Here is a 19557-nt window from a genome sequence, read left to right as displayed (position 1 = left end):
CACGGGCATGGAACGATCAGCGGGTGGCCAGCCTTGCCCAGTGGATCGCCGGTGCGCGACCGCGCACGCTCCCCAACGCCATCGCCCCCGTCATCGCCGGAACCGGCGGTGCCGCCTGGCTGCACGGATTCGTCTGGTGGAAGGCGCTGCTGGCTTTGGCGGTCGCGCTGGCGCTGATCGTCGGGGTCAACTTCGCCAACGATTACTCCGATGGCATCCGCGGCACCGACGACAACCGGGCCGGCCCGCTGCGCCTGGTCGGCTCGAAGCTGGCGGCGCCGCGGTCGGTCCTGGCGGTGGCGCTGGCGAGCCTGGCCTTCGGCGCGGTCGCCGGATTGGCGCTCGCGCTGACGAGCGCGCCGTGGCTGATCGCGGTCGGCGCGCTGTGCATCGCCGGGGCCTGGCTGTACACCGGCGGTTCGCGGCCCTACGGCTACGCCGGCTTCGGCGAGGTCGCGGTGTTCTTGTTCTTCGGTCTGATCGCGGTGTTGGGCACCCAGTTCGTCCAGGCGTTGCGGGTCGACTGGGTCGGCGGGGTCGTGGCGGTGGCGATGGGGTCGCTGTCGTCGGCGGTACTGGTGGCCAACAACCTGCGCGACATTCCCACCGATGCGGAGTCCGGCAAGATCACGCTGGCGGTTCGGTTGGGCGACAAGGGAACTCGCGTCTTCTATCAGGTGCTGCTGGGCGTCGCCGCAGCCTCGACGCTGGCTCTGAGCGCGGCCACGCCGTGGGCTTTGGCGGGCCTGCTCGCCACGCCGTTGGCGGTGCGGGCGGCCAAGCCGGTACGGACCGGGCAGCTCGGGCCCGCGCTGATACCGGTGTTGCGTGACACCGGCCTGACGATGCTGGTCTGGTCGATCCTGGTGGCCGCGGCCCTGGCGCGGACGAGCTAGGCGGGCGGCTCCTCGCCTCGCAGCCGGGCTTGCAGCTGCTCGCGGTCGTGGCGGCGGCGCGCGGTGGCCTCTTCGAGGCCGACGGTGGCCCGTCGGCGCAGCGGCGCGAAGAGCCACATGCCCAGCGGCATCGCGATCACCAACGCGAACAGCAACGCGACGATGATCGGGAACTCATGCACCCCGACCGCCCGCCCGATTCCGAAGATGACCGCGGTCAAAGCGGCCACCAACGCCAACCGCGCGACCACGTACAGCACAACGTTGACGACGGCGCGACCGGCCGGGCTCTGTCCGTTTGACACCGTACGAGCGTAGGTCGCCGCGTATATTCAGACCAAGGAGGTGTTGAGTGCTGTACTTGCTCCTGGTTTTCCTTCTCGGATCACTGGTGTACTTCGGCGTGCGCGCGGCCCGCGCGCAGATCAACCGACCGAAGAGTCGTGTCATCGGACCCGACGACGATCCGGATTTCTTGTGGCGATTGAGCCACGGCGACAACAACCCGCGCTGACTCCGCGCTAGCTAGATGAAGTGCTCGTTCGAACGACGCTGATCGTTCGGAAAGCCATCTGCGACAACGGCTGCCAGCTCGATGAGCGCTTCTCGGGTGTCGCGCCGCAGCATGTCGAGATCGATCTCGGCGCCCTCTTCGAGGTGCGGGTCGAACGGCACCAAACGGACTGCGCGGCAACGCCGCGAGAAGTGGTCGACCACTTTCTGCATGTCGACCTTGCCGGAGCGTGGCCGCACCGCGTTGATCACCGCGATCGAATTGCTCACCAGCTCTTCGTGGCCGTGGGCGTCCAGCCAGTCGAGCGTGGCCGAGGCGCTGCGGGCGCCGTCGATGGAGCCCGAGCTGACCACGATCAGCGCGTCGGCCTTTTCCAGCACCGCCGTCATCGCGGAGTGCAAAAGCCCTGTGCCACAGTCGGTCAGCACCAGGCCGTAGAACCGCTCGAGTATGTCCAGCGTCTTCGCGTAGTCCTCGGCGCTGAACGCCTCCGACATCGCCGGATCACTTTCTGAGGCAAGGACTTCCAGCCGGCTGCGGCCCTGCGAGGTGTAGCTGCGGACGTCGCTGTAGCGCTCAATGCCTTCGGCGTCGCGCAGCAGGTGCCGCACGGTGGCCGGGGTCTCCAGCGGCACCTTCTGGTTCAGTGTGCCGCGGTCGGGGTTGGCGTCGACGGCCACCACCCGGTCGCCGCGGATCGAGGCGAACGTGGCGCCCAGCGTCGCGGTGATGGTGGTCTTGCCGACCCCACCCTTGAGCGACAGCATCGCGATCCGGTAGCAGCCGCGCAGCGGCGCATTCACCTGGACGGTGAGGTCGTTGTAGCGGATGGTTCGCGGGCTCTCGCCGACATTGATCAGCTGACCCGACAGCTTGTACAGCCAACGACGCCAACCCTCCGACGGCGCGGGCTTGACCTGACGCAGCAGGGTGCTGGTGGACAGCTCCGGGTAACGCGACGGTGGCAGGTGAGCCTGCTGCGATCCGGCCTCGGCCGGCAAGCCTGGCGGCGGTCCCCCGTAGTTGCCGAAGACCCGGCGCGGCGCCTCGTCGGACTCGACGACGCGGGGCAGCCCCTGGTACGGCGTCTCCGCCCAAGCGCGCGGCTCGACGCGGGTCTCCGGCATCGGCGCGTTCTGGGTCTCGCCGAAGCGGCGCTCGGTGCGGAATCCGGCGAACGCCCGGGTCTGCGGCTCGGCGGCCGGCGGCGGCGGTGGCGCGTGCGGCGGCAGCTCGGTCGTCGGATGGTCTCCGCGACGTCCCGCATTCGCGTCGTGCGTCGGATGGTCAGACACGGTGAAATATCCCCTCGTTGCAACGCTCGAAGGTCTCCGGCAGTCGAGCAATCTTTCAATCGAACATAACGCAGCGGCCTTAGAAGCCGCTGAGCTGCGGTTATCCCACTCCCGCGTAGGAATGCAGGCCGACGGTCACCAGATTGACGAAGAACAGGTTGAACACCATGGCCACGAACCCAACCACGTTGATCCAGGCCGCTTTCCGGTCCCGCCAGCCCGCCGTCGACCGTGCGTGCAGGTATGCGGCGTAGACCACCCATGCGATGAACGCCACAGTTTCCTTCGGGTCCCAACCCCAGTACCTGCCCCAGGCCTCTTCGGCCCAGATGGCGCCGAAGATCACCCCGAAGCCGAAGACCGGGAACCCGAAGATCGTGGTCCGGTAGGCGATGCGGTCCAGCGTCTGCGCGTCGGGCAGGCGCTGCACCAACCGGGCGAGTGTCCCCGGGGTGTCCGGCCCGCTGAGCCGGGAGGTGCGCAGCAGGAACAGGATGCTGGCCACGCCGGCGACCATGAACACACCCGAGCCCAGGCTGACCACCGACACGTGGATCGGCAGCCAGTAGGACTGCAGCGCGGGCATCACCGGGGCGGCGTTGGTGTAGAGCCAGCGCCCGGACACCGTCAGCAGAACCAGCACCGGCAACAGCAGGAAGACCCACAGCGGGCGATATTGCGGGCGGCGCAGCACGATTGCGCCCGCGACCAGGCCGCAGAAGCAGGTCAGGTTGATGAATTCGTACATGTTGCCCCACGGCACCCGCTGGGTGGCCAGGCCGCGCAGCACGATGCAGAGAAACAGCAGCCCGATTCCGGCGTAGACCAGGAACAGCCCGGCCCGACCGACCCGCTCGTCGAGCGGGCGTCGCGGCGCCTCGGTCACCACGCCGGGGGCCGCGCTGTCGGCCCCGACGCCGACCAGTTCGCGCTCGCTCTTTCGGCTGCGGGTGTAGGCGAGTTCGACGGCCAGCAGCAGCAGCGCGACCACCATGATCACCACCGCGGACGTGAACGCCCAGTCGGAGTTGCGCGCCAGCCCGAGGTGGATGTGCGTGGTATTCACGAGGTGCTCCTTCCGGTAGCGATCGGTTCGGCCCGCGAAATGCTCAGGCCGTCTTCGAGACGCTCGACGAGCCGCTCGAATTCGTCGCCCCAACCGGCGTTGTCGGTCCGCGCCAAACCGCCTACCTGGACATTCACCGTACCTGCCGGGTCGGTCCGCAGCCGAATCCACACTCGTCGCCGGCGCACCAGCAGCGAGACGACCAGGCCCGCCATCATCGCCATCGCGGAGACGAGGACCCAGATCTGGCCGGGGTCGTGGGACACCTGGAGGTTGACGAACGGGACGGCGCCGTCGAAGCGCACGACCGTGCCCGCCGCGGGCCCCTCCTCGATGCGGACCTGCTGGCCGACGCGTAGGTTGACCCGCTTGGCACGGGTGATCCGGTGCTGGTCGATCAGCCGCGGGTCGAGGGTGTACAGCGATTGCGGCCGGCCGCTGTCCAGGCCGGTGTCGCCGGTGTAGATGTCGACGGCAACGGCGGGCGCAATCAGCGCCGGGAAGCTCGACGAGAGGAGCTTGCCCTCGAGTTGCTCGGTCGGTGCGAGCAGACCGGTGATCGCGATCTGGTGCTCGCGGCGTTCTTTCGCGTCGGGATAGGTGCCGGCGGGCGGGTCGATGCGCGCGACGCCGGACGAGAGCAGGGTCTGCGGATTGTCGGGCCGCCACTGCACGGTCGAAGTGCGGGTTCGGCCGTCCGGGAATACGACGCTGAACGTCGGTGCGTAGCCGTGGCCCTGCAGGTAGACGCGGTCGCCGGCGACGCGCAGCGGATGGTTGACCTCGAGGCGGTAGGGCCGCCAGCTGCCGGTGTTGAGGTCGCGGCCGGACTGGTAGTCGATGTCGGCGGCGAACGACGTGGCCTGCCCCGACGGTAGGTACTTCGCCTTGAAGTCGTTGACGCGCAAGCAGATTGGATGCAGTGACGTGCCGTCGACGGTGTTGCCGGCGCGGAAGGAGTCGAACGCGGCCGGCGACGCGGAACAGAAACCCGGTCCGCCGTCGGCGATGACGACGACGTTGCCCTCATAACCGAACAGCTTGCCGGCGGCCACCGCGACCAGCAGGCCGAGCAGCGAGAAGTGGAAGACCAGATTGCCGAACTCGCGCAAATAGCCTTTCTCGGCGGAGATTTCGATGTCGTCGCCACGTCGGACCTCGGTGCGCCAACCGCGGAGGCGCTCGGTCATGGTGGCGCCGATCGCGTCGGCGTCGCCGACGACGGTGGCGACGGCGTGCTTGGGGAGCCGGGTGAGGTTGCGGGGGGCGGGCACCGGGGTGGCGCGCATGCTGCGGGCGTGCTCGATCATCCGCGGCGTCAGGCAACCCAGCAGCGAGACGAACAGCAGCGTGTAGATCGCGGTGAACCAGAAGCTGCCGAACACGTTGAACGCCTGCAGTTTGTCGAGAATCGGGCCGATCTTCGGGTGGGCCGCCAGGTAGTCGGTGACCTTGCCCGCGTTGAGGCTGCGCTGCGGCAGCAACGCCCCTGGCATCGCGCCGAGCGCGAGCAGGAACAGCAGCACCAGCGCGGTGCCCATCGACGTCAGCGCCCGCCAGGTGTTGCGGGCGTAGGCCATCAGCCGGCTCAAATCGGCAACCTCACATCCGAGACGAACCCATCGCGCACCCACGACACGAAGTCGTTCCAGCCACCACTGACCAGCGCCACTCCCACCGCGATCAGCAGCACGCCGCCGAAGATCTGCAGCGCGCGGGTGTGCCGGCGCAGCCAGCCGAGGCCGGCGACGGCCGAGGCCGAGCCAAAGGCCAACAGCACGAACGGGATTCCCAGGCCCAGGCAGTAGGCGACCACCAGCACGATGCCGCGGGCCACGCTGGCCCCGTCGGTCGCCGACGCGACGGTGACCACCCCGGCGAGCGTCGGCCCCAGGCAGGGCGTCCAGCCTAGCGCGAACACCGCACCCAACAACGGAGCGCCGGCTATCGTCGACAATTGTCTTGGCGCGAAACGGAACTGGCGCTGCAGCGCCGGGACGTAGCCGACGAACACCAGGCCCATCAGGATGGTGATCACACCGCCGACCCGTTGCAGTACAACCTGATTGGTGATCAGCGAGGTGGTCATACCCAGCACGGCAACGGTACCGAGCAGGAACACCACGGTGAATCCCGCGACGAACAACGCGGCCGACCCGGCCACCCGCCACCGCGCCCTGGCCGCCGCGTGCTCTGCCTCGTCGACGCCGACCACGGCGGCTAAGTAGGAGAGGTAGCCGGGCACCAGTGGCACCACGCACGGCGACGCGAAGGACACCAGGCCGGCCAGCACCGAAACCCCGAGCGCGAGCAGAAGTGGTCCGGCGGTAGCGGTTTCGGTGAAGCTCATTTCTCTGCCGCGATCCGCTGCACGACGGGTTGCAGGTCTTCGGCGAGCAGTTCGCGCAGGAACACCGCGGCGACGCGGTGCTGACGGTCCAACACCACGGTCGACGGAATGACGGAGGTCGGATACTTGCCGCCGAACGCGAGCATCGTGCGCATCGCCGGGTCGTAGATCGACGGGTAGGTCAGCGTGCGGTCTTTCACGAAGTCCTGCGCGGCTTCACGATTGTTGTCGCGCACGTCGATACCGAGAACCTCGACGCCTTCGGCGCGGGTCGCGTCGTACACCTTCTGCAGCGCCGGTGCCTCGGCGCGGCACGGCCCGCACCACTGCCCCCAGACGTTGACGACGACGACCTTGCCCACGAAGTCGTCCACCGTCACGGTGCGGCTCGGGTCCATCAGGTCAGGTCCGGAGATTAGCCCGGGTTTGCCGCGGCGGTCGGGCGGGTTGTAGAAGATGTCGGTTTTGCCTCCGGGAGAGACGAATTCGAAGGTCCCGCCCTGGGCTACGGCGTCATCGCCAGTGGAGCAGCCGGCCAGCAGGCCCACCACCACGAGGACGACGAACGCCAGCCTGGTCAACTGAGTGTCGGCTCCAGATACTCGACGTCGACCAGTCGATCGCCGTCGTAGACCAGCGTCGTCACCGAACCGACCGCACACTCGCGGCGGCGCGGGTCGTGCCACAGGCGCTTGCCGCTGACCGCGAGTCGGCTTGTCCACACCGGAAGTTGATGGCTGACGCAGACGACCTCGTGACCTGCGGCCCGGGCGCGGGCCTTGTCGATCGCGGTCGTCATGCGCTCCGCGATCTGCTTGTAGGGCTCCCCCCACGACGGCTTGAACGGGTTGCGAAGTTGCCACCAGAACCGCGGGTCGCGCCAGGCGCCGTCGCCGGGGCTGACCCGCTTGCCCTCGAAGAAGTTGGCCGACTCGATCAGGTCCGGGTCGGTGTCGATGGTGAGATTGTGCTTGGCGGCGATCGGCGTTGCGGTCTCTTGCGCGCGCTGCAACGGCGAGGCGATCACGGCGACGATGTCGCGGCCGGACAGCGCCTCGGCCGCCGCCTGGGCTTGACGGTTTCCCTTGTCGGACAAGCGGAATCCGGGCAGCCGTCCGTACAGGATGGCGTCGGGGTTGTGCACCTCGCCGTGCCGGATCAGGTGGACGCGGGTCTGTTCGGCCATCAGGGCGTGGTCTCCTTGGCTGCGGCTGCGGCTTTGGCGGCCGCCGGGAGTGCTTCGGCGATCCGCTCGAATGCTGCGTCGTCGAGCGCCGCCGAGACGAACCACGCTTCGAACGCGCTGCAAGGCGGGTAGATGCCGCCGTCGAGCAGCGCGTGGAAGAACGGCGCGAAGCGCCAGGTCTCGCTGTTGCGCGCGGAGGCGAAGTCGGTCACCGGCTTTTCGCCGAAGAAGACGCTGAGCATATTGCCCGCGCGCGGAATCTGGTGTGGCACTCCGGCTTCGGTGAGCGATTGCGACAGCAGGCCTGCGAGCCGGTCGGCGTTGGCATCGAGCCTCGCGTATACGGCGTCGTCGGCCGCGCGCAGCGTGGCCAGGCCCGCGGCGACGGCGACGGGGTTCCCCGACAGCGTGCCCGCCTGGTACACCGGCCCGAGCGGGGCGAGTCGCTGCATCACCTCGGCGCGCCCACCGAACGCCGCGGCCGGGAGGCCGCCGCTCATCACCTTGCCGAAGGTGAACAGGTCGGCGTCGACGGGATCTGCTCCGTACCAACCACTTCGGCTGATCCGGAATCCCGTCATCACCTCGTCGACGATCAACAGTGCACCGTGCTCGTGCGCGACCTCGCGGAGCGCCGCGTTGTAGCCCTTCACGGGCGGAACGACGCCCATGTTGCCCGGGCTGGCCTCGGTGATCACGGCGGCGATCTGGTCGCCGAGCTCGTCGAAGGTGTCGCGCACAGCGTCAATGTCGTTGTACGGCAGCACAATCGTGTCGGCGGCCGTCGCGCCGGTGACGCCCGGCGAGGACGGCAGCCCCAGCGTCGCGACGCCGGATCCGGCATCGGCCAGCAACGCGTCGACGTGGCCGTGGTAGCAGCCGGAGAACTTGACGATCTTGCTGCGGCCGGTGAACCCGCGGGCCAGGCGGACCGCGCTCATGGTGGCCTCGGTTCCGGAGTTGACCAGCCGGATCAGGTCGACGGGCGCGACCCGGTCGATGATCTCGGTAGCCAGTTCGCTTTCCGCGGGCGTGGGCGCGCCGAACGACAGCCCGTTGGCGGCGGCCTTGGTGACGGCGTTCACCACCGAAGGGTGGGCGTGGCCGAGGATCATCGGCCCCCAGGAGCAGACCAGGTCGACGTAGCGATTGCCGTCGGCGTCGGTGAGCCAGTAGCCGTTGGCCTCGGTGATGAAGCGGGGTGTGCCGCCGACGGCCTGGAACGCCCGAACCGGCGAGTTCACCCCGCCCGGAATGACGGCGCTGGCGGCGTCGAACAGCTTCGACGAGACGTCCGTATGCACGCCCTCCAGTGTCCCAGTCGTCGGGAGCCTGTCGACTACAGGGTGTAGTTGTCCGGCCGGCAGTCACACGCGCCACAGCAGCCCCCGCGAGCCAGGGGGGGGACCCACTTTCGGAATCGTGACCACCGGCGATATCAATCCGCTATGAACGCGGGTACACCCCTCACGCGCGTCGGCAACGCTCACTAGCGTCCGAGCGATGCGCATGATTACCAGGAGCGTGGTTGTCGCGGCTGCGGTGGCGGTGGCGGGGCTCATCGGAACCGGCCCGGCGGCGGCCGATGCGCCGAACGGGTCTTACACGCGAACCACCGGCGACGGGAGCAGAAAGCCCTTCGAGGTGATATTCGCGCCGTGCGGGGCGGGTTGCGTCACCTATACCGTTGCGGAGTCGCCCGACAGCACATCGACGTACCACCTCGAAGGCAACCGGTGGGTTTCTGAACTCAAGGAGTTCGGAGAGGATTCGTTCGACCCGAACACGCTGGTAGGGACGTACACGATCAACCCGCCACCCGAAATATCGCTGCCGCGCGAATCGGGCACTTACACCCTGACCAAGAACGGCTAGGCGAACAGGCCGTCGTGCCGGGTCAGGCACGCCAGCCGGCGTTCCTCGGCGACGATCGCGGCGGCCTTGGCGTCGATGGCCAACTGCTCGAGTTCGCGACGGCAGAGGTCGGCGATGATCAGCCCGTTCATCCGGGTGCACCAGGCCGCGACCGATTCGTCTTCGCTCGCCTCGGCGCCGGCCAGCAACAGCGAGTGCAGGCCTTCCAATTCAGCGGCGGCCAGTTCTTTCAGCGGGAGCGGCTCGTGGGTGGTGCCGTCGACGTGCACCCCGGTGGTCACCGTTACCAGCTGGACCAGCAGGGCGTCGGATACCGCGGCGGCCCAGCGCGCCAGGCCCGCGTGTTTCGAGCGCGACAACTGACCGCAGACGCCGAGCAGCGTGGAGGTGGCTTCTTCGGGCAGATCGCCGACGCTGGGATAGGTCACTGTGATCCTCCTCGCACTTGGTGAAGAGGTATTCGGGGCCGACAACGTCTCGGTTGGGTCTCGCTTCCGGGGGTTGGCTGGAGGGCGCCGCCGGAGTTGGATGACGGTATGCAACTACCGCAGCGACTCGCCCGGTTCAACCGGCGGGTGACCAACCCGATCCAGAAGATGTGGGCCGGCTGGGCCCCGTCGTTCGGCATCCTCGAACACGTCGGCCGTAAGTCCGGCAAGGCCTACCGCACCCCGTTGACGGTGTTCAACGCCGACGTCGGCGGCAAGCCCGGCGTGGCGATCCTGCTGACCTACGGCCCAGACCGCGACTGGCTGAAGAACCTCAACGCCGCCGGCGGCGGGCGCATGCGTCGGCACGGCAAGACGTTCGGCGTCGCCAACCCGCAGACCGTCACCAAGGAAGCCGCGGCAACGCACGTCGGCGGCGCGGCGCACCGCGTCTTCGCCCGACTGCCGTTCGAGCACGCCGTGCTGCTGACCAAGACCGGCTAATCCGCCCGGGTCGCAACACGTTTCGTGACGAAGTACAGCCCGATCGTCACGGCCCATGACAGCAGGCTGAGCCAGAACTGCATGCGCGCGCCGGCGTCGAACGCCATCTGCACCAGCACCGCGGCGATCGCGGCCGCCGTCAGAATCGACAGCCCGGGGAACAGCCACATCTTCACCTGTAACTTCTCCGGCGCGGTCTTGCGGCGTAACACGATCTGCGACAACGCAATCAGCAAATAGACCAGCAGCACGATCGCGCCCGACGAGTTGAGCAGGAACTGGAACACCGTGCTGGGGGCGACGGCGGCCATGATCACGCATAGAAATCCGACCAGCGACGACCCGACGATCGCGAGATAGGGCACACCACGCCGACTCACCTCGAGCAACCGGGCCGGCGCCTCGTGCCGGCCGGCGAGTACGAATAGCACTCGCGAGGCGCTGTAGAGACCGGAGTTCAGGCAGGACAGCACCGCGGTGAGTACCACCGCGTTCATCAGGTGGTCGGCGCCAGGGATGCCCATCTGCTTCAGCGCCGCGACGAATGGCGACGCCCCGGATTGCGTGGAGTTCCACGGCAGCACGACGGTCAGCAGAAAGACCGATCCCACAAAGAAAATCGCGATGCGGGCGGCGACGGCGTTGGTCGCCCGGCGGATGGCGCGCTCGGGATCGGGGGTCTCCGCGGCGGCGATGGTCGCGATCTCCGCGCCGACCATCGAGAAGATCACCACGACGATCGCTCCGAACGCGCCGTGCAGTCCGTTGGGAAAGAAACCGCCGTGGGCATGCAGGTTGGTGAAGTCGGCGTGCCGGCGCGGCCACAGCCCGAACGCGTACGCCGAACCGAGCAGCAGGAAGAGCAGAATCGCCGCGACTTTGATTCCGGCGAACCAGAATTCGAATTCGCCGTAAGACGACACCGAGAACAGGTTCGTCGCCGTCATCACCGTCATCAGCAGCAGCGACAGTAGCCACAGTGGCGCGGGAAACCAGTAGGTGATGACCTTCGCGCCGGCGACGGCCTCGAAACCGACCACGATCACCCAGTAGTACCAATAGAGCCAGCCGACCGAGAAGCCCGCCCAGCCGCCCAGTGCTTCGCGCGCGTAGTCGGCGAACGACCCCGTCGACGGGTTGGCGGTGGCCATCTCGCCGAGCATCCGCATCACCAGGATGATCAGCACGCCGCACAGCGCGTAGGTCAGGAACGCCGCCGGGCCGGCCTTGCCGATCACGACGCCCGACCCGACGAAGAATCCGGCGCCGATGATGCCGCCGATCGCGATCATCGTCAGCTGCCGCTGCGACAACCCTTGGCGCAGTTGGGGTGTGGCGCTCATCGCCGGCTCAGGCCGAGCTCAGCGCCGACGAGCCGGGCACCACGTGCAGCACTGGGAGCGGGTATGCCGCTCGCACCCGGTCGACCATGCCGAGTCGCAGCCAGGCCGAGCGCGCCTCGGCGATCACCAGTTGGTCGGGTTGGAAGCGCCGCACCGCGGCATCGAGCGCCCGCAGCGGCCGGTAGTCGCCGAGTTCGCCGTCGGCATCGAGGCCCACTTCCCGCAGTGCCGTCAGGATCGCGTCGAGGCGTCCGTGCGCCGCGGTGACGGTGGCGTCCAAGACGAAGACCGGACCAGTGCGCTCGGCCTGCCCGGTGTCGACGGGGTTCACCGGCACGCAGATGAAATACTCCGCACGCTGCTGGGCGTCGACACGGCGCAGGACGTCGAAAAGTTCGCTCGTAGCGACGTTTTTGTTTGCCAGCACCAGCACCCGCTTCGCCTTGCCGGTCGGTGTCACGCCCGCGCCGCTCCGCGTCGGCCTCCGCCACCAGCGCGGCAGGAAGTACAGCGTCAGCACCACCGCCCAGGACAGCAGACCGAGCACGAGTTCCATCCGAGCGTTCGGGTCGAACGCCATCAGCACCAGCACGGCAACCAGGGCGACCGCCGTGGCGATCGACAGGCCCGGGAACAGCCACATCTTCACCCGCAGCCGGGCGGCGGGGGTGCGGCGGCGCAGCACGATCTGCGACAGGGCGATCAGCAGGTACACCGAAAGCACCAGCGAACCGGACGATTTCAGCAGGAACGTGAAGACCGCTTCCGGTGCGATCCACGCCATCACCACACACAAAAAACCCACGACGGACGACACCAGGATCGCGGCGTGGGGCACACCGCGCCGGCCCACCTTGACCAGCTCGATCGGCGCCTCGCCGCGAGCGGCCAGCACGAACAACATTCGCGACGCGGTGTACAGGCCGGAGTTCAGGCACGACAGCACCGCCGTCAGCACCACCGCGTTCATGATGTGCCCGGCGGCGGGAATCCCCATCTCCCCCAACGCCGCAACGTACGGCGAGAGACCCGGCCGTTCCATGTTCCACGGCACGATCACGGCGAGCAGGAAGATCGAGGCCAGGTAGAAGATGACGATCCGGACGACCACCGACTTCGTCGCTTTCGCCACGGCCCGTTCGGGATTCGCGGTCTCAGCGGCGGCGATGGTGGCCACCTCGGCACCGACCATCGCGGACACCACCACCGAAACGGCACCGAAGACCGTGCCGACGCCATTGGGGAAGAACCCGCCGTGCGCGGTCAGGTTGCTGAAGTCGAGGCTGCGCCGCGGCCACAACCCGAACACAAACAGCGAGCCGAGCGCCAGGAACACGACGATCGCCGCGACTTTGATTCCGGCGAACCAGAATTCGAACTCACCGAACGCGGCGACCGAGAACAGATTGGTCGCCGTCATCGCGACCATCAGGATCCCCGACATCAGCCACAGCGGACCGTTGATCCAGTAGGACAGCACCGCACCGCCGGCGATGGCCTCGAAGCCGACCACCACGACCCAGAAGTACCAGTACAGCCAGCCGACCGAGAAGCCCGCCCAACCGCCGAGTGCCTGACGGGCGTAGTCGGCGAACGACCCCGTCGACGGATTGGCGGTGGCCATCTCGCCGAGCATCCGCATCACCAGGACGACCAGCACGCCGCACATCGCGTAGGTGATGAATGCGCCGGGCCCGGTCTCGCCGATGATGACGCCGGATCCGACGAACAGCCCGGCGCCGATGACACCCCCGAGCGCGATCATGTTCAGCTGCCGTTGCGACAGACCTCGGCGCAGCGGTGCGGCACCGCTCGTCTCGTGGGTCTCCGGCATGCCCGGACGCTAACACCTACGCGCTTGGCCGCGCTCGTTTCACACCGGGACGGCGCGCAGCGCGATGGGCAGGCTGGGCAGGAAATGCGTGGTCGCAAACGCGCGAATGTCGTCGTCGTCGAGCATCGGCTGGCGAGCCGGCAACAGCAAAACCATTGCCGCATAACGCAGGATCGTGTCCGCGAGCTCGTCGACCGCGTCGGATCCGATTTGCTCGGCGAAGCCGTCGGGGAAGATCACCCGCAGCGCGTCCGCCATCCGCTCGACGGCCGCGTCCCAGTGCTGGTTCGCCAATTCCAGCATCAGGCCGGGCTCGTCGGCCAACATGCGGGTGAGCACGCGGTGTTGTCGGAATCGAACGATCGACAATGTGAAGGCTTCGACGTAGTAATTCGATTGCGGCCGTCGGCTTTTCAGTTCATCGGCGATGTTGGCGAACAGGATGGCGTTTTCCCGGTCGATGACGGCGGCGACCAGCTCGTCCCGGTTGGCGAAGCGGCGGTAGATAGTGGTGCGGCTGACGCGGGCGCGCCGGGCCACGTCGTCGAGAGCGACCCGGCGGAAGCCGTGCTGCTGAAACTCGACGACGGCGGCGTCGAGGATCGCGTTGGTGGCCGCATCAGCCCCGGGCATAACCGGCCTGGGCAAAACCGTTGTAACGCAGACTCATTGGCAACCGATCCCACAGCCAGTTCACCGGCCGCGATCGCCACACCGCGGCGAAGCGCTGATAGCGACGTTCCTGACGATCACTCCAGGGCAGGCCGAGCAGTTCGCGGCCGCGCGGCGGCATCCCACCGGTGGTGAGGAACGCCGCGACCGGATTGAACACCGGCGCCACCAGTCGCCACGCCAGTGGCGACACGGCCTTGGGTCGCGGGAAGCCCTTGGTCACATATCCCACACCGTATTTCGCGGTGGGGTGGGCGACCACGATGCGGTCCATCATGTGGTCCCAGTACTTCTCGAACTCCTGGTAGTTCGCGGGCATCGGTCGCTCGCTGACACCGTAGCGGCGATACCAGGTCTTGGACTCCAGGTAGATCTGCTCCTTCTCCGCGTCGGTCAGCCGTTTGACGAAGGTGTCGGCGAAGTAGAGCACCTGCTCGACGAAGGTGGCGTGCGCCCAGTAGTAGGTCTCCGGGTCCAGCGCGTGATACCGCTCGCCCGTTGGCATTTCACCTTTGATCTGGTGGTGGAAGTCACGCACCTGATGGCCCGCGTTGTCATCGTCGGCGCCGTAGACGGTCCGGAAGATCGGCGGCAGCGAGCGCTTGATCCGCGCGGAGGTGTCGTCGAAGAACACCGAATGATCGAGGACGCCCTGGCCGAGTTCGGCCAGCATGTTCTGCAGCACGGCGGGCCGCGGCCCGATGAGGTACATCCGGTTGTCGCCGAAGTAACGCCACACCAGCGACTGCGGGCCCAGCGGCAGCGCATCGTCGGTGGCTGCGGCGACGGTGGCGTCGTGCAGTTCGGTCATGTGGAACAGTGTTACACATTTCGAACTTTGTACCAACCGCCGCCGCGTGCATCAGCCTCCGGCTTTGACCATCGTGTTGCCGCAGCAGGTCAGCGCCTCGGGGCGGGGGCAGTCGGCCTGCGTCGCCCGGGTCACCGTGACCTGGCAGCCGCATCCGGCGTCCGGGCATTCGTAGGTTTCGCCTTGATTGAGGGCCATGTTCGCAATCTCCTTCGGTGCTGTGGAATTGGGATAGCGAAACGCTAGAACCTGGCCCCTGGGGCAAGGTCAATACTGGATATGTGCCGCTGACATCAGGACTTACGATCGGCCAGGCTGCCGCCGCCGCCGGGCTCACCCGTAAGGCTGTGCGCGTCTACGAGGCAAAGGGCCTGCTCCCGCCCGCCGACCGGACCGTCACCGGCTACCGCATCTACGACGAAGATGATGTGGAGTTGCTGACGTTCATCCGGCGAGCCCGGAAACTCGGCCTGCATCTGGAGGACATTCGCCGGATCATCGTCATCCGCAACGGCGGCGCCTCACCGTGTGTCGCCGTCCGCGACATGCTCGACGAGCGAATCATCGAAATCGACAGCGCCGTTGAGGAATTGCTGGGCTTGCGCGAGTCTCTGATCAACAGCCGGCGCGACGCCGACGACTGCTGCGCCGAGGACAGGTCGGCCGCGATCTGCAGCGCCATCGAGGAGAACTGACGCGCTACTTCTGGCGGATCGCCGCCACCGCTTTGACGAGCAGGTCCTCTAGCAGCTGCGGGTCCTTCTCGCCGTCGATGAGGACCGCGGTCTTGTCGCCGAGGAGCGCGAAGTAGCTGAGCCGGTCGATCGTCTTGGAGAAATCGGCGACCGCGAAATCCAGGTGCACCTTGACGGCGGCGGTCGTGACGCCGTCGATAGCCGGGCCGCCCAGACGTTCCGCGGTTCCCCGCGCACCCTCCTGCGACGAGAACGCCACGCGATCGCATCCCGCACCCAGAATTGTGTCCGGAAGAGGCTGCGCGGTTCGCACGGCCATGATCATCAGTTGTTGTGGCCCCTGCGCTTGGAGACCCTGCGATTCCGAGCCCGCTTCGACGCCGGTCGGCTTCAGCATCGTATTGCATTGCGGCGGATCGAAGGTGAACGCGAACTGCTTCTCCAGCCCGGCTGCACTGTCGGCCTGTTCCTTGGTCAGCGTGGTGCGCGGGATCTCGGTCGTGGTGAATCCCGGCGGTAATTGGTTGGCCAGGTTGGCAATTCGGCCGATGTCGTAGCCGCCCGGCGGTTCCGCGGGTTTGGTCGTGGTGGTTTTCGCCGCGCTCGGTGTGCTGGGCGGGCTACTGGGCTTCGGAGTCTTCGAGCTGCACGACGCCAGCGTCGCGACAGCCAGCATTGCCACACCAGTACGCACCGCGACAGTCGCCAGCATCATGTTCCGACCCTAACAATTCAGTTCACACGTTGATTACGGAGAAATACCGAAACGGCTCAGCTGTATCAGCGGCCCGCTCGGCTCGGCATGATGATCATCGTGCCTGACCTGTCACGCCGTGCTGCCCTGCGCCTCGGCGCCGGCGCCATCGCGGGGGCGGCAGGAATCTGGTCGTTCGGCGCCCTGGTCGATCCGGAGCGCGTGCCGGCCGACCCCGGCCCTCTCGAGCCGCCGGCCCCGCTGCCGCCCGCACCGCCGGTCGCCGCTCCCGCACCGTTGCCGACCAAGGTGGCCGGTTCGTTCGTCTCGGCGGCCCGCGGCGGCGTACTGACGAACTACATCATTGCCCGGCCGCCGGGCATCACCGGGCCGCTGCGCCCGGTGATCGCGCTGCACGGCGTGCGGGGCAGCGCCAAACAGGTGATGAGCTTTGGTGTCGAGCAGGCACTCGCGGAGCTGGCGAAGGCCGGCCGGCCGCCGATCGCCGTGGTCGCCGTCGACGGCGGCGACACCTATTGGCACCGCCGCGCCGGCGGCGAGGACGCCGGTTCGATGGTGCTCAACGAATTGATCCCGATGCTGGCGACCATGAGCCTGGACATCACCCGGATCGGCTTCATGGGCTGGTCGATGGGCGGCTACGGCGCCATGCTGCTCGGCTCGCGACTGGGTCCGGCGCGCACCGCGGGGATCTGCGCGGTCAGCCCGGCGCTGTACCAGTCCTACACCGCCAGCACACTCGGTGCCTTCGACAGCTACGACGACTGGACGCGCAACACGGTCTTCGGATTGCCTGCGCTGAACCAGATTCCGCTGCGGGTCGACTGCGGCAACGAGGACCGTTTCGCGCCGGCCGCCCATCAGTTCGTCAGCCAGCTCCGGACGCCGCCCGCGGGTGGGTTTTCACCCGGCGGACACGACGAGGTGTACTGGCGTCAGCAGCTGCCGGCCGAGCTGGCCTGGCTGGCTTCCTGAAATCGCTTGAGCCGCAGGCTGTTCGCCACCACTAGCAGTGATGAGCAGGCCATTGCGGCGCCGGAGATCATCGGGTTCAGCAGTCCCAGGGCCGCGAGTGGGATCGCCGCCGCGTTGTACGCGAACGCCCAGAACAGGTTCATCCGGATGGTCCGCAGCGTGCGCGACGAGAGCCGAAGCGCCGTCGGCACGGCAAGCACGTCGGTCCGCATCAGCGTCAGGTCGCCGGCGTCGATCGCCGCGTCGGCGCCGCTGCCCATCGACATGCCGATGTCGGCGACCGCCAGCGCCACCGAGTCATTGACGCCGTCGCCGACCATGGCAACCGTGCGGCCCTGCGCCTTCAAACGCGTGATGGCGTCGGCCTTTTCGGTCGGTAGCACCCCGGCGATCACATCGTCGGCCGCGATGCCGACCTCGTCGGCGACCTGCCGCGCCACCGCCGCGCTGTCGCCGGTGAGCAGCATCGGGGTGATGCCCATGGCGCGCAATTCCGCGATGGCCGTAGCACTGTCGGGTTTGACCCGGTCGGCCAGCGTGATCACGCCGCGGACCTGACCACCCCACGTCACCTGAACGGCGGTGTGCCGAGTGGTCGGCGGCGCCAGCAGATCGACGCCGGCCAGCGAGCCGATGCGAGACACCGAGACTTCGACGCCATCCACCACGCCGGCGACGCCGACGCCCGGGTCGTTGACGAATTCATTTGGGCCGCTGCCGATCTGAATACCGCGGTCGCGGGCCGCCGCCACGATCGCAGCGGCCAGCGGATGCTCGGACGCCGACTCGATCGCGGCCGCTTTGGCCAGCACGTCGTCGGCGTCTTCGCCGGGGCGGGCCTCGATGCCGTGCACGGCCATCGCGCCGGTGGTCAGCGTTCCGGTCTTGTCGAAGACCACGGTGTCGACGCCCTCGATGGTCTCGAGCAGCTTCGGGTCTTTGATCAGGATGCCCAGCTGCGCGCCGCGGCCGGTGCCGACCAGGATCGCGGTCGGGGTGGCCAAGCCGAGCGCGCACGGGCAGGCGATGATCAGCACCGCGACGGCGGCGGTGAACGCTTCTGAGGAGGCCTGACCGGCCAGCAGCCACCCGGCCATGGTCGCCGCGGCGATCAGCAGGACCGCGGGGACGAAGATCGCCGCGACCCGATCGGCCGTGCGCTGGATGGGTGCCTTGTTGTTCTGGGCGTCGCTGACCAGGGCGCCCATCCGGGCCAACTGTGTGTCACCACCGACCCGGGTCGCGCGGACCAGCAGCCGACCGTAGGTGTTCAGCGAACCACCGACCACGGTGTCACCGGCGGCCGCGTCGACGGGCACCGGCTCACCCGTCATCGCCGAGGTATCCAAAGCCGTTGTACCGTCGGTGATCACACCGTCGACGGCCACCCGCTCCCCCGGACGCACCACGACCACGTCGCCAACCTGCAACTGCGACACCGGAACCCGCACCTCGTCATCGTCGCGCAGCACCGTCGCGTCCTTGGCGCCCAGGCTCAACAACGAACGCAGCGCCGCCCCGGACGCGCGTTTGGCCCGCGCCTCGGCGTAGCGGCCGGCCAACTGGAACACCGTGACCGCGGCGGCGACTTCGAAGTAGACCGGTCCGGAAGCTCCCCGCAGCACCGTGGCCGTGGACCAGAGGTAGGCGGCCAGCGTGCCGAGCGACACCAACGTGTCCATCGTCGAGGTGCGGTGCCGAAGTCCTTGCAGCGCAGCACGATGGAACGGATAACCGCCCCACGCCACCACCGGCGTGGTCAGCGCCAGCGCCAGCCATTGCCACCCGGCGAACTGCCAGCCCATCACCATCGACACCGCGACCACCGGAATCGCCAGCAGCGTCGCGCCGACCAGGCGTGAACGCAGCTCGTCCTGCGGCACGTCGTCGGACTGCGCGAACGGGTCGACGACGACCGACGCCTGGTAGCCCGTCGACTCCACCGCGCGAATCAGGTCGCCGGCCGACACCTCGGACTCGTGCTGGACGTGGGCCCGTTCCAATGCGAAGTTCACCGCGGCGCGCACGCCGTCGAGCCGGTTCAGCGCACCCTCGATGCGGGCGGCGCATGACCCGCAGCTCATGCCGCGCAGGTCGAGATCGGTGGTGGTCATATCGCCGGGGTGCGGCCGGCCCGCCGCAGCCGGGCGATGCCGATGACCGCCAGTACGCCGGCGAGCGCCGCCAGTAGCAGCGTGGCCAGCAGCATCGACGGGTCGTAGACGACCGACATCGTCACCGGCTGATCCTTGAGGACGGGCGCGACGGCAATGGTGGAGCGCACCGCCGACCAACTGGCCGCGCAGCCCACCGCCGCGGCGCAGGCCAGCAGCAGTTCGACAACGGCGCGGAAGCGGACCAATCGGCCCGGCTTCTCCTCGCGACCACGCGCATCGTC

The 19557-nt window shown here is 68.0% G+C and carries 23 protein-coding genes; 6 read left to right on the top strand and 17 right to left on the bottom strand.

The window, feature by feature from the left end; translation table 11 throughout:
• Positions 1-23 precede the first annotated feature (23 nt).
• Entirely contained in the window at positions 24-896 is an 873-nt protein-coding gene (locus tag PT015_RS21375; RefSeq protein ID WP_285187070.1) for a 1,4-dihydroxy-2-naphthoate polyprenyltransferase, read from the top strand.
• Here the strand turns inward: PT015_RS21375 and PT015_RS21370 are convergent.
• Positions 893-1201 carry a DUF4229 domain-containing protein gene (locus PT015_RS21370; RefSeq protein ID WP_285187069.1) on the bottom strand — a complete coding sequence of 103 codons (309 nt, stop codon included), beginning with the start codon at positions 1199-1201 and terminating at the stop codon, positions 893-895. The two genes, PT015_RS21375 and PT015_RS21370, sit on opposite strands and share 4 nt — an antisense overlap.
• Before the next feature lie 47 nt (positions 1202-1248).
• Here PT015_RS21370 and PT015_RS21365 point away from each other — a divergent pair, with 47 nt between their 5' ends.
• Positions 1249-1410 (top strand): hypothetical protein, encoded by a 162-nt coding sequence (locus PT015_RS21365; protein ID WP_285187068.1) that lies wholly within the window; start codon positions 1249-1251, stop codon positions 1408-1410.
• An 11-nt stretch (positions 1411-1421) separates the two neighbouring features.
• Here the strand turns inward: PT015_RS21365 and PT015_RS21360 are convergent, their stop codons facing one another.
• The 7 genes from PT015_RS21360 to hemL form a co-directional block, all read right to left on the bottom strand.
• A complete protein-coding gene (locus tag PT015_RS21360; RefSeq protein WP_285187067.1) occupies positions 1422-2705 on the bottom strand; it encodes a MinD/ParA family ATP-binding protein in 1284 nt (427 codons plus the stop codon).
• 100 nt (positions 2706-2805) lie between these two features.
• A complete protein-coding gene (gene ccsB / locus PT015_RS21355) occupies positions 2806-3771 on the bottom strand; it encodes a c-type cytochrome biogenesis protein CcsB (protein WP_285187066.1) in 966 nt (321 codons plus the stop codon).
• The gene (gene resB / locus PT015_RS21350) at positions 3768-5351 is read right to left on the bottom strand and encodes a cytochrome c biogenesis protein ResB (protein WP_285191223.1); all 1584 of its coding nucleotides are present in this window, start codon (positions 5349-5351) and stop codon (positions 3768-3770) included. The genes ccsB and resB overlap by 4 nt, the downstream gene beginning before the upstream one ends.
• Positions 5352-5359: 8 nt before the next feature.
• Positions 5360-6121, bottom strand: coding sequence for a cytochrome c biogenesis CcdA family protein (locus PT015_RS21345; protein WP_285187065.1), 762 nt, complete (start codon positions 6119-6121; stop codon positions 5360-5362).
• On the bottom strand, positions 6118-6702 hold the full coding sequence (locus PT015_RS21340; protein ID WP_285187063.1) for a TlpA disulfide reductase family protein: 585 nt from the start codon (positions 6700-6702) through the stop codon (positions 6118-6120). Before PT015_RS21340 ends, PT015_RS21345 begins: the two co-directional genes overlap by 4 nt.
• Positions 6699-7307 carry a histidine phosphatase family protein gene (locus PT015_RS21335; protein ID WP_285187061.1) on the bottom strand — a complete coding sequence of 203 codons (609 nt, stop codon included), beginning with the start codon at positions 7305-7307 and terminating at the stop codon, positions 6699-6701. The genes PT015_RS21340 and PT015_RS21335 overlap by 4 nt, the downstream gene beginning before the upstream one ends.
• Positions 7307-8611, bottom strand: coding sequence for a glutamate-1-semialdehyde 2,1-aminomutase (hemL, locus tag PT015_RS21330; protein ID WP_285187059.1), 1305 nt, complete (start codon positions 8609-8611; stop codon positions 7307-7309). Before hemL ends, PT015_RS21335 begins: the two co-directional genes overlap by 1 nt.
• 199 nt (positions 8612-8810) lie before the next feature.
• Here hemL and PT015_RS21325 point away from each other — a divergent pair, with 199 nt between their 5' ends.
• Positions 8811-9182 (top strand): hypothetical protein, encoded by a 372-nt coding sequence (locus tag PT015_RS21325; RefSeq protein ID WP_285187057.1) that lies wholly within the window; start codon positions 8811-8813, stop codon positions 9180-9182.
• Here the strand turns inward: PT015_RS21325 and PT015_RS21320 are convergent.
• Complete coding sequence (locus PT015_RS21320) at positions 9179-9610, bottom strand: hypothetical protein (protein ID WP_285187056.1); 432 nt, start codon at positions 9608-9610, stop codon at positions 9179-9181. The two genes, PT015_RS21325 and PT015_RS21320, sit on opposite strands and share 4 nt — an antisense overlap.
• 108 nt (positions 9611-9718) lie before the next feature.
• Between PT015_RS21320 and PT015_RS21315 the strand changes: the two genes are divergently transcribed.
• A complete protein-coding gene (locus tag PT015_RS21315) occupies positions 9719-10114 on the top strand; it encodes a nitroreductase family deazaflavin-dependent oxidoreductase (RefSeq protein WP_285187055.1) in 396 nt (131 codons plus the stop codon).
• On the opposite strand, the gene PT015_RS21310 is transcribed toward PT015_RS21315, so the two are convergent.
• The 5 genes from PT015_RS21310 to PT015_RS21290 are packed head-to-tail and all read right to left on the bottom strand — an operon-like array spanning position 10111 to position 14972.
• Positions 10111-11457 (bottom strand): amino acid permease, encoded by a 1347-nt coding sequence (locus PT015_RS21310; RefSeq protein ID WP_285187054.1) that lies wholly within the window; start codon positions 11455-11457, stop codon positions 10111-10113. The genes PT015_RS21315 and PT015_RS21310 overlap by 4 nt on opposite strands.
• 7 nt (positions 11458-11464) lie before the next feature.
• Positions 11465-13291, bottom strand: coding sequence for an amino acid permease (locus tag PT015_RS21305; RefSeq protein WP_285187052.1), 1827 nt, complete (start codon positions 13289-13291; stop codon positions 11465-11467).
• A gap of 39 nt (positions 13292-13330) precedes the next feature.
• On the bottom strand, positions 13331-13924 hold the full coding sequence (locus tag PT015_RS21300) for a TetR/AcrR family transcriptional regulator (RefSeq protein WP_285187051.1): 594 nt from the start codon (positions 13922-13924) through the stop codon (positions 13331-13333).
• Positions 13911-14774 carry an oxygenase MpaB family protein gene (locus tag PT015_RS21295; protein ID WP_285187049.1) on the bottom strand — a complete coding sequence of 288 codons (864 nt, stop codon included), beginning with the start codon at positions 14772-14774 and terminating at the stop codon, positions 13911-13913. Before PT015_RS21295 ends, PT015_RS21300 begins: the two co-directional genes overlap by 14 nt.
• 51 nt (positions 14775-14825) lie before the next feature.
• Complete coding sequence (locus tag PT015_RS21290) at positions 14826-14972, bottom strand: hypothetical protein (protein WP_285187048.1); 147 nt, start codon at positions 14970-14972, stop codon at positions 14826-14828.
• A gap of 83 nt (positions 14973-15055) precedes the next feature.
• Here PT015_RS21290 and PT015_RS21285 point away from each other — a divergent pair, with 83 nt between their 5' ends.
• The gene (locus PT015_RS21285; RefSeq protein ID WP_285187047.1) at positions 15056-15469 is read left to right on the top strand and encodes a MerR family transcriptional regulator; all 414 of its coding nucleotides are present in this window, start codon (positions 15056-15058) and stop codon (positions 15467-15469) included.
• 4 nt (positions 15470-15473) lie between these two features.
• Here the strand turns inward: PT015_RS21285 and PT015_RS21280 are convergent, their stop codons facing one another.
• Positions 15474-16184, bottom strand: a complete 711-nt coding sequence (locus PT015_RS21280) for a DUF5642 family protein (protein ID WP_285187046.1) — start codon at positions 16182-16184, stop codon at positions 15474-15476.
• Between the two features lie 87 nt (positions 16185-16271).
• Between PT015_RS21280 and PT015_RS21275 the strand changes: the two genes are divergently transcribed.
• On the top strand, positions 16272-17159 hold the full coding sequence (locus tag PT015_RS21275) for an alpha/beta hydrolase (protein ID WP_285187044.1): 888 nt from the start codon (positions 16272-16274) through the stop codon (positions 17157-17159).
• Here PT015_RS21275 and PT015_RS21270 read toward each other — a convergent pair.
• Together PT015_RS21270 and PT015_RS21265 are read right to left on the bottom strand one after the other, a co-directional pair.
• Positions 17120-19273: a heavy metal translocating P-type ATPase gene (locus PT015_RS21270; RefSeq protein WP_285187042.1), complete on the bottom strand. Its 2154-nt coding sequence runs from the start codon at positions 19271-19273 to the stop codon at positions 17120-17122. The genes PT015_RS21275 and PT015_RS21270 overlap by 40 nt on opposite strands.
• On the bottom strand, positions 19270-19521 hold the full coding sequence (locus PT015_RS21265) for a hypothetical protein (protein ID WP_285191222.1): 252 nt from the start codon (positions 19519-19521) through the stop codon (positions 19270-19272). The genes PT015_RS21270 and PT015_RS21265 overlap by 4 nt, the downstream gene beginning before the upstream one ends.
• Positions 19522-19557 lie beyond the last annotated feature (36 nt).

Source organism: Candidatus Mycobacterium wuenschmannii (genome assembly GCF_030252325.1).
In the GTDB taxonomy this organism is placed as follows: Bacteria; Actinomycetota; Actinomycetes; order Mycobacteriales; family Mycobacteriaceae; genus Mycobacterium; species Mycobacterium wuenschmannii.
Note: the sequence above shows the minus strand (reverse complement) of the source record. Positions and strands in the feature narration are given on the sequence as shown.

Excerpts from the sequence above, each read along its gene's own strand:
- resB (WP_285191223.1), bottom strand. The coding sequence starts at position 5,351 with ATGGCCTACGCCCGCAACACCTGGCGGGCGCTGACGTCGATGGGCACC.
- PT015_RS21345 (WP_285187065.1), bottom strand. The coding sequence starts at position 6,121 with ATGAGCTTCACCGAAACCGCTACCGCCGGACCACTTCTGCTCGCGCTC.
- PT015_RS21335 (WP_285187061.1), bottom strand. The coding sequence starts at position 7,307 with ATGGCCGAACAGACCCGCGTCCACCTGATCCGGCACGGCGAGGTGCAC.
- PT015_RS21325 (WP_285187057.1), top strand. The coding sequence starts at position 8,811 with ATGCGCATGATTACCAGGAGCGTGGTTGTCGCGGCTGCGGTGGCGGTG.
- PT015_RS21315 (WP_285187055.1), top strand. The coding sequence starts at position 9,719 with ATGCAACTACCGCAGCGACTCGCCCGGTTCAACCGGCGGGTGACCAAC.
- PT015_RS21310 (WP_285187054.1), bottom strand. The coding sequence starts at position 11,457 with ATGAGCGCCACACCCCAACTGCGCCAAGGGTTGTCGCAGCGGCAGCTG.
- PT015_RS21305 (WP_285187052.1), bottom strand. The coding sequence starts at position 13,291 with ATGCCGGAGACCCACGAGACGAGCGGTGCCGCACCGCTGCGCCGAGGT.
- PT015_RS21300 (WP_285187051.1), bottom strand. The coding sequence starts at position 13,924 with ATGCCCGGGGCTGATGCGGCCACCAACGCGATCCTCGACGCCGCCGTC.
- PT015_RS21295 (WP_285187049.1), bottom strand. The coding sequence starts at position 14,774 with ATGACCGAACTGCACGACGCCACCGTCGCCGCAGCCACCGACGATGCG.
- PT015_RS21290 (WP_285187048.1), bottom strand. The coding sequence starts at position 14,972 with ATGGCCCTCAATCAAGGCGAAACCTACGAATGCCCGGACGCCGGATGC.
- PT015_RS21280 (WP_285187046.1), bottom strand. The coding sequence starts at position 16,184 with ATGATGCTGGCGACTGTCGCGGTGCGTACTGGTGTGGCAATGCTGGCT.
- PT015_RS21275 (WP_285187044.1), top strand. The coding sequence starts at position 16,272 with ATGATGATCATCGTGCCTGACCTGTCACGCCGTGCTGCCCTGCGCCTC.
- PT015_RS21270 (WP_285187042.1), bottom strand. The coding sequence starts at position 19,273 with ATGACCACCACCGATCTCGACCTGCGCGGCATGAGCTGCGGGTCATGC.